The 13,537-nt window shown below is 36.3% G+C and carries 17 protein-coding genes and 1 tRNA gene; 12 read left to right on the plus strand and 6 right to left on the minus strand.

Features of this window, described 5'->3' with window-relative positions:
- The first annotated feature begins 19 nt into the window (after positions 1–19).
- The 3 genes from CLO1100_RS08155 (at position 20) to CLO1100_RS08165 (ending at position 2,056) form a co-directional block, all read left to right on the plus strand.
- Positions 20–919, plus strand: coding sequence for a LysR family transcriptional regulator (locus CLO1100_RS08155; protein WP_014313282.1), 900 nt, complete (start codon positions 20–22; stop codon positions 917–919).
- A gap of 110 nt (positions 920–1,029) precedes the next feature.
- Complete coding sequence (locus tag CLO1100_RS08160; RefSeq protein WP_014313283.1) at positions 1,030–1,680, plus strand: 4Fe-4S binding protein; 651 nt, start codon at positions 1,030–1,032, stop codon at positions 1,678–1,680.
- 28 nt (positions 1,681–1,708) lie between these two features.
- Positions 1,709–2,056, plus strand: coding sequence for a C-GCAxxG-C-C family (seleno)protein (locus tag CLO1100_RS08165; RefSeq protein WP_014313284.1), 348 nt, complete (start codon positions 1,709–1,711; stop codon positions 2,054–2,056).
- A gap of 299 nt (positions 2,057–2,355) precedes the next feature.
- On the opposite strand, the gene CLO1100_RS08170 is transcribed toward CLO1100_RS08165, so the two are convergent.
- The 3 genes from CLO1100_RS08170 to CLO1100_RS21235 form a co-directional block, all read right to left on the minus strand.
- Complete coding sequence (locus CLO1100_RS08170) at positions 2,356–3,162, minus strand: PrsW family intramembrane metalloprotease (protein ID WP_014313285.1); 807 nt, start codon at positions 3,160–3,162, stop codon at positions 2,356–2,358.
- A 123-nt stretch (positions 3,163–3,285) separates the two neighbouring features.
- A tRNA-Lys gene (locus CLO1100_RS08175) sits at positions 3,286–3,361 on the minus strand.
- Positions 3,362–3,518: 157 nt separating this feature from the next.
- On the minus strand, positions 3,519–3,641 hold the full coding sequence (locus CLO1100_RS21235; RefSeq protein WP_014313286.1) for a hypothetical protein: 123 nt from the start codon (positions 3,639–3,641) through the stop codon (positions 3,519–3,521).
- A gap of 245 nt (positions 3,642–3,886) precedes the next feature.
- Here CLO1100_RS21235 and CLO1100_RS08180 point away from each other — a divergent pair, with 245 nt between their 5' ends.
- From CLO1100_RS08180 to CLO1100_RS08225, 9 genes are all read left to right on the plus strand, one after another.
- The gene (locus CLO1100_RS08180) at positions 3,887–4,654 is read left to right on the plus strand and encodes a DUF2087 domain-containing protein (protein WP_014313287.1); all 768 of its coding nucleotides are present in this window, start codon (positions 3,887–3,889) and stop codon (positions 4,652–4,654) included.
- A 70-nt stretch (positions 4,655–4,724) separates the two neighbouring features.
- Positions 4,725–4,988, plus strand: a complete 264-nt coding sequence (locus tag CLO1100_RS08185; protein WP_014313288.1) for a DUF1905 domain-containing protein — start codon at positions 4,725–4,727, stop codon at positions 4,986–4,988.
- 36 nt (positions 4,989–5,024) lie between these two features.
- Positions 5,025–6,524, plus strand: coding sequence for an MBL fold metallo-hydrolase (locus CLO1100_RS08190; RefSeq protein ID WP_014313289.1), 1,500 nt, complete (start codon positions 5,025–5,027; stop codon positions 6,522–6,524).
- A gap of 304 nt (positions 6,525–6,828) precedes the next feature.
- Positions 6,829–7,359 (plus strand): flavodoxin domain-containing protein, encoded by a 531-nt coding sequence (locus CLO1100_RS08200; protein ID WP_014313290.1) that lies wholly within the window; start codon positions 6,829–6,831, stop codon positions 7,357–7,359.
- Between the two features lie 114 nt (positions 7,360–7,473).
- Complete coding sequence (locus tag CLO1100_RS08205) at positions 7,474–8,508, plus strand: low specificity L-threonine aldolase (RefSeq protein ID WP_014313291.1); 1,035 nt, start codon at positions 7,474–7,476, stop codon at positions 8,506–8,508.
- A gap of 28 nt (positions 8,509–8,536) precedes the next feature.
- Positions 8,537–8,725 carry a 4-oxalocrotonate tautomerase DmpI gene (gene dmpI, locus CLO1100_RS08210; RefSeq protein ID WP_014313292.1) on the plus strand — a complete coding sequence of 63 codons (189 nt, stop codon included), beginning with the start codon at positions 8,537–8,539 and terminating at the stop codon, positions 8,723–8,725.
- A gap of 340 nt (positions 8,726–9,065) precedes the next feature.
- The gene (locus CLO1100_RS08215) at positions 9,066–9,455 is read left to right on the plus strand and encodes a hypothetical protein (protein WP_014313293.1); all 390 of its coding nucleotides are present in this window, start codon (positions 9,066–9,068) and stop codon (positions 9,453–9,455) included.
- A 70-nt stretch (positions 9,456–9,525) separates the two neighbouring features.
- Positions 9,526–9,981, plus strand: a complete 456-nt coding sequence (locus tag CLO1100_RS08220) for a carboxypeptidase-like regulatory domain-containing protein (RefSeq protein ID WP_014313294.1) — start codon at positions 9,526–9,528, stop codon at positions 9,979–9,981.
- 108 nt (positions 9,982–10,089) lie between these two features.
- Positions 10,090–10,854 carry an SDR family oxidoreductase gene (locus tag CLO1100_RS08225; RefSeq protein WP_014313295.1) on the plus strand — a complete coding sequence of 255 codons (765 nt, stop codon included), beginning with the start codon at positions 10,090–10,092 and terminating at the stop codon, positions 10,852–10,854.
- Between the two features lie 24 nt (positions 10,855–10,878).
- On the opposite strand, the gene CLO1100_RS08230 is transcribed toward CLO1100_RS08225, so the two are convergent.
- The 3 genes from CLO1100_RS08230 to CLO1100_RS08240 are packed head-to-tail and all read right to left on the minus strand — an operon-like array spanning position 10,879 to position 13,398.
- Entirely contained in the window at positions 10,879–11,589 is a 711-nt protein-coding gene (locus CLO1100_RS08230) for an SDR family NAD(P)-dependent oxidoreductase (RefSeq protein WP_014313296.1), read from the minus strand.
- The gene (locus tag CLO1100_RS08235; RefSeq protein WP_014313297.1) at positions 11,586–12,599 is read right to left on the minus strand and encodes a radical SAM protein; all 1,014 of its coding nucleotides are present in this window, start codon (positions 12,597–12,599) and stop codon (positions 11,586–11,588) included. Before CLO1100_RS08235 ends, CLO1100_RS08230 begins: the two co-directional genes overlap by 4 nt.
- Positions 12,559–13,398, minus strand: coding sequence for a nucleoside phosphorylase (locus CLO1100_RS08240; protein WP_014313298.1), 840 nt, complete (start codon positions 13,396–13,398; stop codon positions 12,559–12,561). The genes CLO1100_RS08235 and CLO1100_RS08240 overlap by 41 nt, the downstream gene beginning before the upstream one ends.
- Between the last annotated feature and the right edge of the window lie 139 nt (positions 13,399–13,537).

The raw sequence follows: 13,537 nt of genomic DNA on the forward strand, positions 1-13,537 counted from the left end.
TAGTGTACGGAGGTTATATATGATAGACCCTAAAATAACTACTTTTATTTGGGCGGCAAAATTGAACAGCTTTACCAAAGCCGCTGAAATGCTTAATTTAACACAGCCGGCAGTTACGCAGCATATCAAGCAACTGGAAGGATACTATAAGGTTAAATTGTTTAAAAAAGTTGGAAGACAGATATACCTGACTGAGGAAGGAGAGCTTCTTTTTAAGTATGCAAAAGAGATTGAGGCCAATTCTTTGTTTATAGAAAGAACCCTCAAAAATAAATCGGCACTGAACAAGCGATACAACGTCGGAACAACTCTCACAATCGGCGAATTTGTACTTCCCGACATGCTGGGACAGTATAAAAGACAGCATGAAAACATTGATGTTATAGTTCATGTTCACAATACCGATGAAAATTTGAAACGGCTTACCAGTGGGGAACTTGATTTGAGCATAGTTGAAGGGATTTTTGACAAAAACAGATTCAAGTATAAAAAAATGAGAGAAGATGAGCTGGTTCTTGTGGCTTCCCCTGCAAGCAGTTTTGCAAGAAAGGGAGAAGTCAATCTTGAAGATGTTGCATATGGCGGAAAGCTCATTTTAAGAGAAAAGGGTAGCGGAACAAGAATGGTACTTGAAAACAAAATGTCAGACATGGGTCTTAGTATAACTGATTTAAAGGTTTACATGGAGGTTGGAAGTATAGGTGCCATTAAATCACTGGTTCAGGCCAATCTGGGATATACGGTAGTTTCAATGGAAGCAGTTGAAAAAGAAGTGAGGGATGGAACACTGGTTGTAGTACCTATCAAAGGAATAAAAATCATGAGGGAATTCAATTTTATATATATGGATATTAGTCAAAATTCATTTATACAGGAATTTATAGAATACATTATGAATTTTAGAGAGAAAATCAAATAAAACTATATTAATATATCGTAATATTTAAATATATGGATTGACAATAATTAAGTGTTTTAATATAATAAGTATATCCTCGAGGTGCACAAAATTTATATAAGGAGTAAAAGATGAACACAATAAAAAGTTTTGTACACAAATGGGTATGGTTGATGCTTATTTTCTTTTGTATTGGGGGTCTGATATATCCGAAGTTAGGTATTGCCGCTATAATATGTATGCTGGCTCCCGTAGCGGTATCAATCTTCAGAGGAAGAATGTGGTGTGGTAATTTCTGCCCCAGAGGCAGTTTTAATGATATACTGATTTCTAAAATAAGCCGTAATAAAAAAATTCCACGACTTATGAAAAATAAGTGGTTCAGATTGTTTTTTGTTGTGGTACTAATGGGAGCTTTTGCGGTACAGTTATCGTTTGCATGGGGCAATATGGTACAGGTTGGACAGGTGTTTGTAAGAATGATATTAATAACCACTGGATTGTCTATAATTCTAGGAGTTATTTACAGTAATAGAGCATGGTGTGTTATTTGCCCAATGGGTACAATGGCATCTTGGGTTACTCAGGCTGGTAGTGGTTCAAAAGGTAAAAATATAACTTTTGATAAGCAAAGGTGTGTTAGCTGCAATCTTTGTACAAAATCCTGCCCTATGGAAATAGACGTACTTAAATTCAGAAGTAAGGGAGAGGTTACACACCCTGACTGTCTGAAATGTGGTGAATGTGTAATAAAGTGCCCGAAAGATGCACTTGAAATATAAATAAGTTAATTAACATGGAGGTTACAATATGTCCGCTATTGAAGCTAAAAATAATTATATAGGCGCAAACGGTAGTAGAATGAATTGTGCACAAGCAGTAATCAGTGCTTTCAAGGAGAAATACAATATAGAAGATGATTTGGTTGAGCGCTTTAGAAACTATGGAGGGGGCAGGGCTCCTGACGGCCTTTGTGGAGCTTACTATGCTGTTAAGTATATTTTAAGTAATTTCGATAAGGATAAGATTGCAGAACTGGAAAACTATTTTCTTGAAAATGCGGGGGCCTTGCAGTGCAGCAACATAAAGGGGTTAAAAAAGCTTTCATGTGTGGGCTGTGTTGAAAAAAGCTCTGAATTTCTTGAAAAACATGGATGATATGTAAGAGGGGGTTGCAAAACAGAAAGTTTTTATGTAACACCAGTACTCCCGTATAAAATTATATCAATGATTGCTTCTAAGATATTTACAAGAGTTTCTAGCGGCTCATCTTAGGATATTTTACCGTCGCTCACATTCATCGTCCATGATTCATTGTGTAGCTAAAACCTACATCGTGTAGATTTTTCGGTAAAATATCCGTATTCAACCATAAACAACTGCAAATATCTTTCACCAAGCTTCCATTGATACAATTATACTAGCGTACAGGGTAAGAAAGATAAAAATTAGTTTTACTACTCCCCCTTTTTTTCACTAAATTCCAATTTCGATTCACGCCAGCGGTTGTATAGAATATAAAGGCCGGTTAATCCTAACAATATCTGCCCGGTAATAACTGAATACGTCCAAGGAAAAAGATATCTGATAACTAATGGAAGACCATCCCATAAACCATGTAAAACTACCACCGTAATATATGATCTAATAACTTTACCATTGATAAAAAATCTTCCTTGCACACTTTCTCTCAGAAGAACGCTGGATAGTATTGCAGTCCAGGTTCCATGGCCTACGGGGGAAGTTATTCCACGCAGGAGAGTAATAAAAACAGTGTGTGTCAGGCTTCCACCGCTTTGCAGAAAGATAGAAAAAGCATACCCGGTACTTTCAAAGGCTGCAAATCCCATTCCGGCTGCGGAACCTAGAATAATCCCGTCCAACATTGAATTATATCGTCTATGTCTTGCAATTAGAAAGACACCAATAAGCTTAGTGAATTCTTCAATAATACCGACTGTAAAAGCCGTTGTAAATGTTAGTTCACTGATAAAAACAGGTTCAAGCAAAGAAGCTGCGATTGTACCTAAAGCTCCACCAAAGAAAAAGCACATGGCAGTAGCAGACATATTAACGCTGAACCATTCCCTTTTTTCATAGAAAAAGGAGACAAAGGCCACAGGTACCAAAAAGTTTCCTATAAGTACTATACTGGGAAACAGGTTGATGTTGCTTGTTAACATAAAAGCAAGAATTGTAGCTGCATAAACTATAAATCCTATAAAAAGTACACGAAGCCAGTATCTGCGTTTTGTTTGAGTCATATTATATATCACACCTGAAAGTTTATTTATTATTATGATTACAATTTATTTAATATAAATCCTTGGAAAAAACTTCTGAGTGAGTTGTAGAAAAAAACCTCTTACTTGTATGTAAGAGGTTTTTGGTGCGCCATCAGGGATTCGAACCCGGGACACCCTGATTAAGAGTCAGGTGCTCTACCAACTGAGCTAATGGCGCAAATATTTTTTATTATATTATTTGTTTCACAGAGCGTTTTTTATTATAAAAGCAAAAAACAATATTGTCAATACATTTTTAATAATTATGGGAAAAAATTATATATTTAAACAGGAGACAAGTAAAATTAATGGGTGGGCTAAAAGTATTAATAGCTTTATGCATATTTTCTTCTTCTCTTTTTTCTGGTCACTTTTTTTTTATTTGCAAAGAGTTTTATTAAAGAAACAACAGTTAAAAGCAGACTTAAAATATCCTTTATAAAATCTAAAAATTTCATTTACATACCGCCCTTCATAAATATGGGTGACCTCCAAAATACATCATGACCCCACAAATATAAAGGCAGGCACTATTATACTTTCAACCCACCGAAAATTTATTTTCCTGAGTTTAGTAATATTTATTCGGGACAAATCATTTTAGAACTGATTTAATTTAACTTGCCAAAATCTAGTTGACAAATTATCAATGAAATTATAAAATGTTTATAAAAATGATAAACGATTTAAGGAGTTGTGCAAATTGATTCATAACATTTTAAAATTATCCCTGGATGAAATAAAAAAAGGATACTCCTGCAACCCGGACAAAGGCATATTTACCTGTCTTATCTGCGGGAAAGTATTTGAATCAGGAGAAATGTTTTCTATTGACGGAAGGTACTACGATGCTTCAAAGGCTGTACAAATCCACAGACAAAAGGACCACGAGGACATGGTGGATATTTTGGCTTCCTTTGATAAGAAATACACGGGTATTACAGAGAATCAAAAAGAGCTGCTTTCCATGATATATAAGGGGATGTCTGACAACGATATTGCCAGAAAAACAGGAGTTGCTCCCGCTACCGTTAGACGTCAGAGGTTTGTTTTCAGGGAAAAGGCAAAGCAGGCGAAACTGTTTCTTGCCATATTTGAACTTGTAGAGAATAAATATTCACAAAGAAAGGAAAAAGCCGTGGAAGATGAATTAATAAATGTTCATGTGGGTGCAAAAATGATTGATGACAGATATTTGACAACGAAATCAGAGGAGGACAAAATCATCGAATCCTTGTTTGAATCGTTGGAGCCGTTAAGACTCAAGGTTTTTTCGCCGAAAGAGAAAAAGAAAATTGTAATACTCAGTAAAATTGCAGCACAGTTTGAGAAGAAGAGAAAATATTCTGAAAAGGAAGTAAATGAAATATTGAAGGGTATTTACCCGGACTTTGCCACAGTAAGAAGATATCTTATTGAATACGGTTATATGGAAAGGACAAAAGATTGCCGGGAATACTGGCTGAAATAAAAAGGTTTCAAAACCATATAAGGTGGTAAAATAAAGTCAGATTAACTTTTTCATAAGGCGAGGATAAAAAATGGGCAAAGTATATGAGTTTGAAGCAGAAATAAAAAAAGTACCTGATATCGATGGTGCATATGTTGAAATACCATTTGATGTCAAAGCAGAGTTTGGGAAGGGCAGGGTACCTGTTAAAGCAACATTTGACGGGGAATCCTATGATGGGAGCCTGGTAAAAATGAAGACCCCTTGTCATATAATTGGCATCAAAAAGGATATCAGGGCTAAAATAGGCAAGCAGCCCGGAGACATAATAAAAGTAACAATCCAGGAGCGGTAATCATATGACCGTTCTGAGTATTTAAGGAGACATAATATGCCAAGAAGAACCTATGTTACAAGTATGCCGGATAAGACAGGGGCATTTTTGCTTGCGTCTAAAATTATTGCCAAATATAACGGAAATATTGTCCGGGTAAGCTATAATAAGGCCATAGACCTTCATACCCTATTCATTGATGTTGAAGCAGACGAAGAAGCCCTGAGCAAAATCGCAGAGGAATTGGGAAGCATAGGCTATCTCAACGAGAAAATTTCCGAAACACGGATCATTGTTGTTAACATAAAAATTCCAGATATATCCGGAGGAGTCCTGCCTATACTGCGTATTCTGGACAGATACGGAATAAATATATCTTATATAAACGCAAGTACGAGTGATTCCGAGTACCAGGATTTTAAAATGGGTTTGCTCATAGAGAATCCCGGAATAATCAAGATGCTGCTGGATGACATCAGTGAGATGTATCAGATTGAGATTATAGATTATGATGACTCCGAAAAAAAACTGGATAATACCATCTTTTATATTCGCCTTGCCAATGAAATGAAGAAGCTTATGCATCTCAGCACTAAAGTGACCATGGAGTTTATTTCAGAATCTAACAGGATACTGCAGATGCTTCAGGAAAAAGGCGAAAGCCCTGACAAGGTTTTTGACTATATCAGAAGATTTGCATATTTTATAAGTCGGCACAGGGGGAGCAATTTCAATGCCGATATTGAAAGGCTGAAAATAAGTGATGCGGTTACCCTTTACAATATACAGCCCCCATGTGGCAGCAACACATATGTTATGGAGTCGGAAGAGGAGCTTGTTCTGGTTGATACCGGATATACCATTTATTCAGACGAAATGCATGGTATTTTCAGAAAGCTCTTTGGTGACTGGGAGGAAAGGGTAAAGAGGATATACATAACCCACTCGGATGTAGATCACTGCGGACTTTTGTCCAGGCTACCCAATGCCGGCATATACCTGAATAAAAAGAGTGCAGAGAGTCTGGAAAGACAGTACAAGGGGATTTCCGATTACAGGGAAAAAAGTAGTATAGGCTTGGGATACAGCAAGCTAAGCAGGATTATTTCAGGATATGTGCCGGTAGATACTGAACGGTTTGAGATTATGAACACCGGTACACTGGAAGATCACAAAGATCTTTTACATATTGCAGATTTTACCGTTGGCGACATTGATTTTAAGGTTTTTGAGGGTAGCGGAGGTCATATGTACGGTGAAATGGTTTTTGTATCAGATGACAGAGGTGTGATTTTTACGGGGGACATTTTAGTTAACATAAGTGGATTTTCCGCTGAACGTGCAGAATTTAACTCTCTTGCACCATATCTTTTAAGAAGTGTCAATATCGATTCCCAAAAGGCAACAGAAATGAGAAATCAGGTGATCCGAATGGCGGAAAAGATTTCGGCCGATATTCAAAAGCCGTGCATAGTTTGCGGAGGACATGGCCCGGTTTCTACTATAAAGAACGGCAGGATGGTAAACAGCGAAGCGGCAGAGACTGTAACGTTGTAAAGCCGATGATTGTGCAAACGGGCCACTGTGAATTGAGTTTCGATGCATTTTTGATTATACTTTTGACTGACAGCAGGTTAAACAGAAATCCCAAAGAGAATGAAATTTTTCCGGTATCATATTTCAGGTTGGAAGGTGAATTGTTGTTAAGAAAGGTATTTGTTGATGTTACCACAACTTTCACAAGAGACGGAGCCCTACAACACTTGTATTTTGTATGGAAAGACTGAATAAGGTAAAATATATTACAAATATGAGGTATAATTATATCATAGATGTTGATCTCATAAAGGGGGGGAAGTTTGTGAAAGCAGTGGTAGTTTATAAATCCAAATCGGGTTTTGCAAAAAAATATGCACAATGGATTGCAGAGGAGCTTCAGGCGGATATTTACGAAGCCTCAAAAATAGATGTTAAAATGTTAATGCTCTACGACACAATTATATATGGTGGCGGACTTTATGCAATTGGTATAAATGGACTTAAAACTATAACAAAGAACTTTGACAAGCTCAAAGATAAAAAACTTGTGGTTTTTGCTACAGGAGCTACGCCACCAAGAAATGAGGATATTGAAAAGGTTAGAAATTCCAATTTTACAGAGGAACAGCAACAACGGATACGTTTCTTTTACTTGAGAGGCGGTTTTGATTATACCCGGCTTAAACTTATTGATAAAGTGCTGATGAATTTGTTGAAGCTGAAAATCAAATCCAAGAGTAAAAACAAATTGATCCCTGATGAAAAAGGAATGCTTGCAGCCTACGACAAACCAATTGATTTTACAAGAAAAAAGAATATAGAAGACTTGATATTGTATGTGAAAGCAAAATGATTTTTTACTAGAATAGCTTGATTACTTTACCGGAATACTTTATGATAAACAAATAATCTAAAATTTGTTTACAAAAAGAGGGGGATAGCCGGCATATCGGCGGATTAAAAGGAAATGATACGTTTTAATTGTGATTACAGCGAGGGCGCACACCCTAAAGTATTGGAGAAACTTTTACAGACAAATATGGAGCAGACAGTAGGGTATGGAATGGACCCTTATTGCAAAAAGGCAGCTGGAATTATCCAAGATAAAATTCAGCGTCAGGATGCTGAAGTACATTTTCTGGTTGGCGGAACCCAGACAAACCTGACAGTTATTTCAGCAGCACTAAGGACCCATCAGGGAGTAATTGCTGCTTTTAGCGGACATATAAGTACACATGAAACAGGTGCAATTGAAGCTACGGGACATAAAGTTATTGAACTGCCAAGCAGTGATGGTAAGCTGACCGCACAACAGGTTGAAGAAACCGTGAAGGCACATTACTCTGATGAGAGTCCTGAACATACGGTTCAGCCGAAGATGGTGTATATTTCAAACCCTACGGAAATCGGAACAATATACAGCAAGAAAGAGCTTGTTGAATTAAGCAGGGTATGCAAGGAAAACGGTCTTATTCTATACTTGGACGGTGCAAGACTTGGATATGGGTTATGTGCAGAGGACAATGACCTTGATTTGCCGACTATAGCGCAGTTTTGTGATGCTTTCTATATTGGAGGTACCAAGGTAGGTGCACTTTTCGGCGAAGCATTGGTTGTTTGTAATAATAAGCTAAAAAGGGATTTGAGATACATTATAAAACAAAAGGGCGGAATGCTTGCAAAAGGCAGACTACTTGGATTACAATTTATTTCACTTATGGAAAACGATTTGTATTTTGAGATGGCTATCCATGCAAACAAAATGGCGAAGCTAATAAAAGAGGCTCTTTTAAAAAAAAGATACAGTTTTTTAATATCGTCAACTACAAATCAACAGTTTCCAATATTGCCAAATGATGTTTTAAAAAGACTTAAGGAGAGCTTTGAGTACTCTTTCTGGCAGAAAATAGATGAAAATACCAGTGCCGTAAGGTTCTGTACAAGCTGGGCTACTAGTCCCGAGGATGTACAGAAATTGATTGAAGAAATAGAAAAAGGTTAAAATATGCTCAAGGAAAGGAGGTTTTAATATGCCGGTAATTACTATAGAAGCAGGTAAAATGTCAAAGGAGCAAAAAGCTACCCTTGTTAAGGAATTGGTTTCAAAGGCAAGCGAAACATTGAACATACCTGAGCAGGCATTTGTTACATTAATCCGTGAAAATGAATTTGATAATATCGGAAACGGTACAAAGCTTTTGTCAGATTTGCACAAGTAACTAGTAAAGAATTAAAACGGAGTGTCGCAAAGCTACTTAAAAAGTAGCTGGTGATACTCTTTTACTTTTTTATAGACATTCTTTCAGGTTCTGTACTTGGCAACCAGCCCGAGGATTGTACAGCAAATCGGTTAGAGAGATAGAAAAATTATAAAATATATTAAAAACAAGGCTAAAAAACTGGTAGTGACAGTCTTTTCTAAAACAATCACATAAAACTTACAAAAATTTATAAAAGATTGAGCATAAAAATTATGTAAACCATCACCTATTTTTCATAATAAGCATAAAATACATTACGAGAATATTCTTGTAATATATTTTAAAAGGAGATTTTTTTATGGAAGAAGTACTCGATATTAATGCATTAAAGGCGCAAATAAAAGCTGAGCTCAAGGCTGAAATTAAGGCTGAATTAGATGTAGATATAGAGGAGGAAAAAGAGTTTCATAAACAGAAACAAACAAACAAACAAGTCAATTATACTGTATTGACTCAGAAGCAGTATCAGGGTCAGAAGGCTGAAAATGATGCAGATAATGAGGCTGAGAATGAGGCTGAGAATAAGACAAAGGCTGAGAATAAGACAAAGGCCGAAAATGAAGCTGAGAATAAGGCTGAGAATAAGACAAAGGCAGAAAGTGAAGCTGAAAATAAAACAAAGGTAGAAAATGAAGCTAAAGCTAAAGCTGAAGCAGAAAACCAAAAGCAAATAAAGTATTATGTCTAGCAATGAATAGTGGGATTTTTCCCACTATTACATATGATTTTTAAAATCATGTAAAATAGGAGATGAAGATATGGAATTTAAGGATCAAACGCTTCAGGAAGAAGAAGGAAAAGTAAAGAAGAAAAATAAGATATCCCTTGAAAAAGACAGTATTCAGTATAACGCTCAAGACCTTGATCAGGAACAGAAAATGGATGTAAACCCCACACAACTGAATTCACAAAATATTCGTCTTTACCTTAGTAGAGGGGAAAACAATAACTCAGGAAAAATAACCGGTACTGCCTATATAAAAGAGAGTAAGGAGGTTGTGAAAAATGCAGGAATAAACCTGTTCCTGGGCCATGATAGGAGATATCCCGTATACAAAACAAATTCTGACGAAAATGGAAATTTTATAATAGATGACATACCGCCAGGATTTTATACAATAGTTGCAAAATATGACAGCAATTTAAAATATGAATCACATTACATCAAAATTTTTGGCGGTCAGGTAGTACATCAGTCTATTTTGCTGGAGTAATATGTTTAAGTATTGAATTTGTATAATAAATCTCTTTCTTTTTTGTTTATATTAATAAAAAAAGGATATAAATAAATTATAAATAGAAGCAAGAAAGAGGTGTATTATATGGATTTATTTGATTTAACCGGAAAAGTTGCAGTAGTTACAGGAGCGTCATCAGGTTTGGGTGTACAATTTGCAAAGGCTCTGGCAAGACAAGGGGCTGATTTAGCAATAGTTGCAAGAAGGCTTGAAAAGCTTAATGATGTGTCTGAAGAAATAAAGAAAATGGGAAGAAAATGTTTGGCCTTCAAGTGTGATGTTTCAAATGAACAGGAAGTTAAAGAAACAGTTGCTGCTATAATTGAAAAGATGGGTAGAATCGATATCCTGGTTAACAATGCAGGTGTAGCGGAAGTTGTTCCTGCTGAAAATCACACGACTGAACAATGGAACCGGGTACTTAACACTAATTTGACAGGAGTATTCATGTTTGCCAGAGAAGCAGGAAAAAACATGATAGAAAACAAGTACGGCAGAGTAATTAATATAACCTCTATGTTTGGACATATAGCCAACACCGCAACTCAAAATTCAAGTTACCATGCATCAAAGGGCGCAGTTATAAACCTTACCCGTGCTTTGGCTGCTGAATGGGCAAAATATGGTATTACAGTAAATGCTATTGGACCGGGATTTTTTGAATCTGAAATGACTGGAGATATTTTAAGCAATCAAGAGTTTAATAATTTTGTCAGTTTCAGATGTCCTATGGGAAGAGTCGGTAACATGGGCGAGCTTGACAGTGCATTAATATTCCTTGCAGCCAATTCCTCCAGCTATGTTACAGGACAAACTGTTTTTGTAGATGGAGGCTGGACAGCGGTATAATACAAACAGATACCACCCGCCAGATTATTCACTGGCAGGTGGTTTTCTTTTTATACGGTTTTTTTGGGGGCGAATGGTTATATCGTTTACAACCATGTTTTCAGAACAACCCAAAATGTATTCCACTGCGTCTGCGGTTTGCTCCTCAAGCAAAACAGCGTCGGCATTACTGTCATAGGTAAAATCAAGATTATCATAAAAATTGCTGCTGGTAATGTCAGGGTGGACGACAGCTACTTTTACACCATATTTTCGTACTTCCTCAAAAAGGCTTGATGAAAAGTGTGAAAGTCCTGCTTTGGAAGAAGCATAGGCACAGCCATGAGTACTTATTTTCTTAGCGGTTACCGATGAAATGGAAATTATAGTTCCCTTGCTCTTTTTTAAAGCTCTTAAAAGTAGTTTGCATAAAATAAGGGGAGCTTCAAGGTTTGTACGTATCATGGTTTGAATATCGTTAATTTTCAGCTGCTCATGAGGAGCGAAAAAGCCTACTCCTGCATTGTTGACTAACAGGTTAATTTCAGTTTCCTCAGATTCGATTTGTTTAATTATCCTTTGAAGTTCATTGGTGTCCAGAACATCACAATTAAATCGGATAAAATTTTCATGAGAGTATTCTGTATTCTGAAAGGAACGGGCTACTCCGTATACTTTATAATCCATTGAAATGAGTCTCTTTACGATAGCCAAGCCGATTCCTTTTGAAGCTCCGGTTAATATTGCTGTTTTCATAATGTAAATATCTTCTCCTTTGACAAATATTCTTCTAAAACTTTCAGATGACTAGCCGTTACCATTTCCATAAGTTCAGGGGGATATGACACTATGTCATCTTTTATACTGTACTCATCTGCATAAAGCTGTGAATTATTTTTTTGCTTTTCTATTCTTTTGAAAAAATCCTTTGACATTCTGAAAAAACCGTAACCTACGTCTTTTAATTTATCCGGGTTGATTTCCGTGAAGAGATTTCTGAAAAATGGTTCATATAGTTTCTCGCTCCCGGAATTTATTATAACCGGATCAAAACACAATCGTACTTTGAAGCCTCTAGAAACAGCGGCTTTCACAGCTTTTATACGGGCTGCCAGAGAAGGCGTAAGCCTTTCAAATTTTTGTATAATTTCTTGAGGGGCCAAACTAAAAGCAATCACAATATTTTCAGCAGGTGAAAACTCATTGTAAAACACTGTATTGGCGCTCTTGGTACGGATTTCAACGTTAATGTCAGGATATTGAGTAAAAAAGTCCTGCAAGAAATCCCAGTACGAAATTACATTATGAAAACCAATAAGGTCAGTATCGTAGGAAACGGCCAGATAAGCTTTTTTCCCACCTAAAGTGTTTTCTATTTCCTTTTTGAATTCATCTATGTTAACAAAGGCAACTATATTTGCAGAGGGATACATTCCTTGCAGATAACAATAATCACAGTCAAAAATACAATTAAGAAGAAAAGAAGCATAATAAAAGTCCGAATATCCGAAATCCTGACACACTTCAGGGCCCTTATACAGAAACGGACTGCTTTTTACTGCCAATATAAGGGACTGGCGGTGTTTCTGAAGCTGGAAACACTGATTTCCTCGGTTGAATACGTCCTTGTAATTACGTATAGTAATTACGGGTATATCTGTGTATTTCTCCAGAACCATACGTACAACAGGATAATTATATGCTTGTTCTTCTACATATATTGAATTAAACAGATTTTTGCTTAATTTTTGCAATAATGTACTCAAAATATTTCTTTCCTTCCTCTTTAGAGTTGGCCTTAATTTCGTTAAATTGCTTTAATGAGGATAAAGGCTCCAAACCGTTTATTCTGGCTCTTTTAACTTCTTTGGTCAGAATCAGCTTCATTGCCTGTGTAAATCGCAAGCTTAAGCACAGTGCTTCTATTGAATCCTTTTCTTCTTCAGGAGGCAATTCACCAAAACCTTCATTCAAATGTCTCATTTCTTTTATTATACTTTCGAGAATAGGCATGTTCATTTCAATATAGCCTTTAAGCTTTGCCTTGTCCAGTTTATCAGGTTCGAGGTAATCTGATATTATTTTAAGTATGAGTACGTTATGGGCAAAGAAAAACTTTTTGGAAGCTTCCATGATACCGGCGGATTCCATGTCGCAGAATAATTCCTTTTTCTCAGTTAAATTTACTGCTTTTACAACCTTTGGATAGCATTCAACAGGTATCTGGGGAATTCCGTCACCGAAAAATACGTCAGGATAATAGTCCTTTCCCGTATCCATGTCGGTAACCTTGTTTACAACCAGTAAACTTCCTGTATCAAAGCTTTTGCTGTTTGTACCGCAAAAGCCGATATTTATTAATACATTGTTTTCCCCCGAACCGTATTTAGTATATAAATAAACTGAGGCCATGGCACTTTTCAGCTTGCCGACACCACTTACAATAAAAGTAATATCCGAACCTTTATAGACAGAGTAGGGATGTATTGTCATATCTTTTTTTAGTTTGAAATAATCAATAATAGGGGCAGCTTCCAGCATTAGTGCCGTCACAATAAATATCATACGCATTCTCCCGTTATTATGTTATCGCTCAATATGAGTATAAAGGAAATTATATCAAATTTACAGTTTAATGGAAAGATATTGCAAGATTTTAATGTAAACACATACCTGTTGAAAGATAAATAAGTGTAATATAAAA

Origin of the sequence: Clostridium sp. BNL1100, from assembly GCF_000244875.1 — a bacterium.
Classification (GTDB): domain Bacteria; phylum Bacillota; class Clostridia; order Acetivibrionales; family DSM-1351; genus Ruminiclostridium.

What these genes read in the sequence shown, in the direction of transcription:
- CLO1100_RS08155 (WP_014313282.1), top strand. Translation starts at nt 20, where the DNA reads ATGATAGACCCTAAAATAACTACTTTTATTTGGGCGGCAAAATTGAAC.
- CLO1100_RS08160 (WP_014313283.1), top strand. Translation starts at nt 1,030, where the DNA reads ATGAACACAATAAAAAGTTTTGTACACAAATGGGTATGGTTGATGCTT.
- CLO1100_RS08165 (WP_014313284.1), top strand. Translation starts at nt 1,709, where the DNA reads ATGTCCGCTATTGAAGCTAAAAATAATTATATAGGCGCAAACGGTAGT.
- CLO1100_RS08170 (WP_014313285.1), bottom strand. Translation starts at nt 3,162, where the DNA reads ATGACTCAAACAAAACGCAGATACTGGCTTCGTGTACTTTTTATAGGA.
- CLO1100_RS21235 (WP_014313286.1), bottom strand. Translation starts at nt 3,641, where the DNA reads ATGAAATTTTTAGATTTTATAAAGGATATTTTAAGTCTGCTTTTAACT.
- CLO1100_RS08185 (WP_014313288.1), top strand. Translation starts at nt 4,725, where the DNA reads ATGGGCAAAGTATATGAGTTTGAAGCAGAAATAAAAAAAGTACCTGAT.
- CLO1100_RS08190 (WP_014313289.1), top strand. Translation starts at nt 5,025, where the DNA reads ATGCCAAGAAGAACCTATGTTACAAGTATGCCGGATAAGACAGGGGCA.
- CLO1100_RS08205 (WP_014313291.1), top strand. Translation starts at nt 7,474, where the DNA reads ATGATACGTTTTAATTGTGATTACAGCGAGGGCGCACACCCTAAAGTA.
- dmpI (WP_014313292.1), top strand. Translation starts at nt 8,537, where the DNA reads ATGCCGGTAATTACTATAGAAGCAGGTAAAATGTCAAAGGAGCAAAAA.
- CLO1100_RS08215 (WP_014313293.1), top strand. Translation starts at nt 9,066, where the DNA reads ATGGAAGAAGTACTCGATATTAATGCATTAAAGGCGCAAATAAAAGCT.
- CLO1100_RS08220 (WP_014313294.1), top strand. Translation starts at nt 9,526, where the DNA reads ATGGAATTTAAGGATCAAACGCTTCAGGAAGAAGAAGGAAAAGTAAAG.
- CLO1100_RS08225 (WP_014313295.1), top strand. Translation starts at nt 10,090, where the DNA reads ATGGATTTATTTGATTTAACCGGAAAAGTTGCAGTAGTTACAGGAGCG.
- CLO1100_RS08230 (WP_014313296.1), bottom strand. Translation starts at nt 11,589, where the DNA reads ATGAAAACAGCAATATTAACCGGAGCTTCAAAAGGAATCGGCTTGGCT.
- CLO1100_RS08240 (WP_014313298.1), bottom strand. Translation starts at nt 13,398, where the DNA reads ATGATATTTATTGTGACGGCACTAATGCTGGAAGCTGCCCCTATTATT.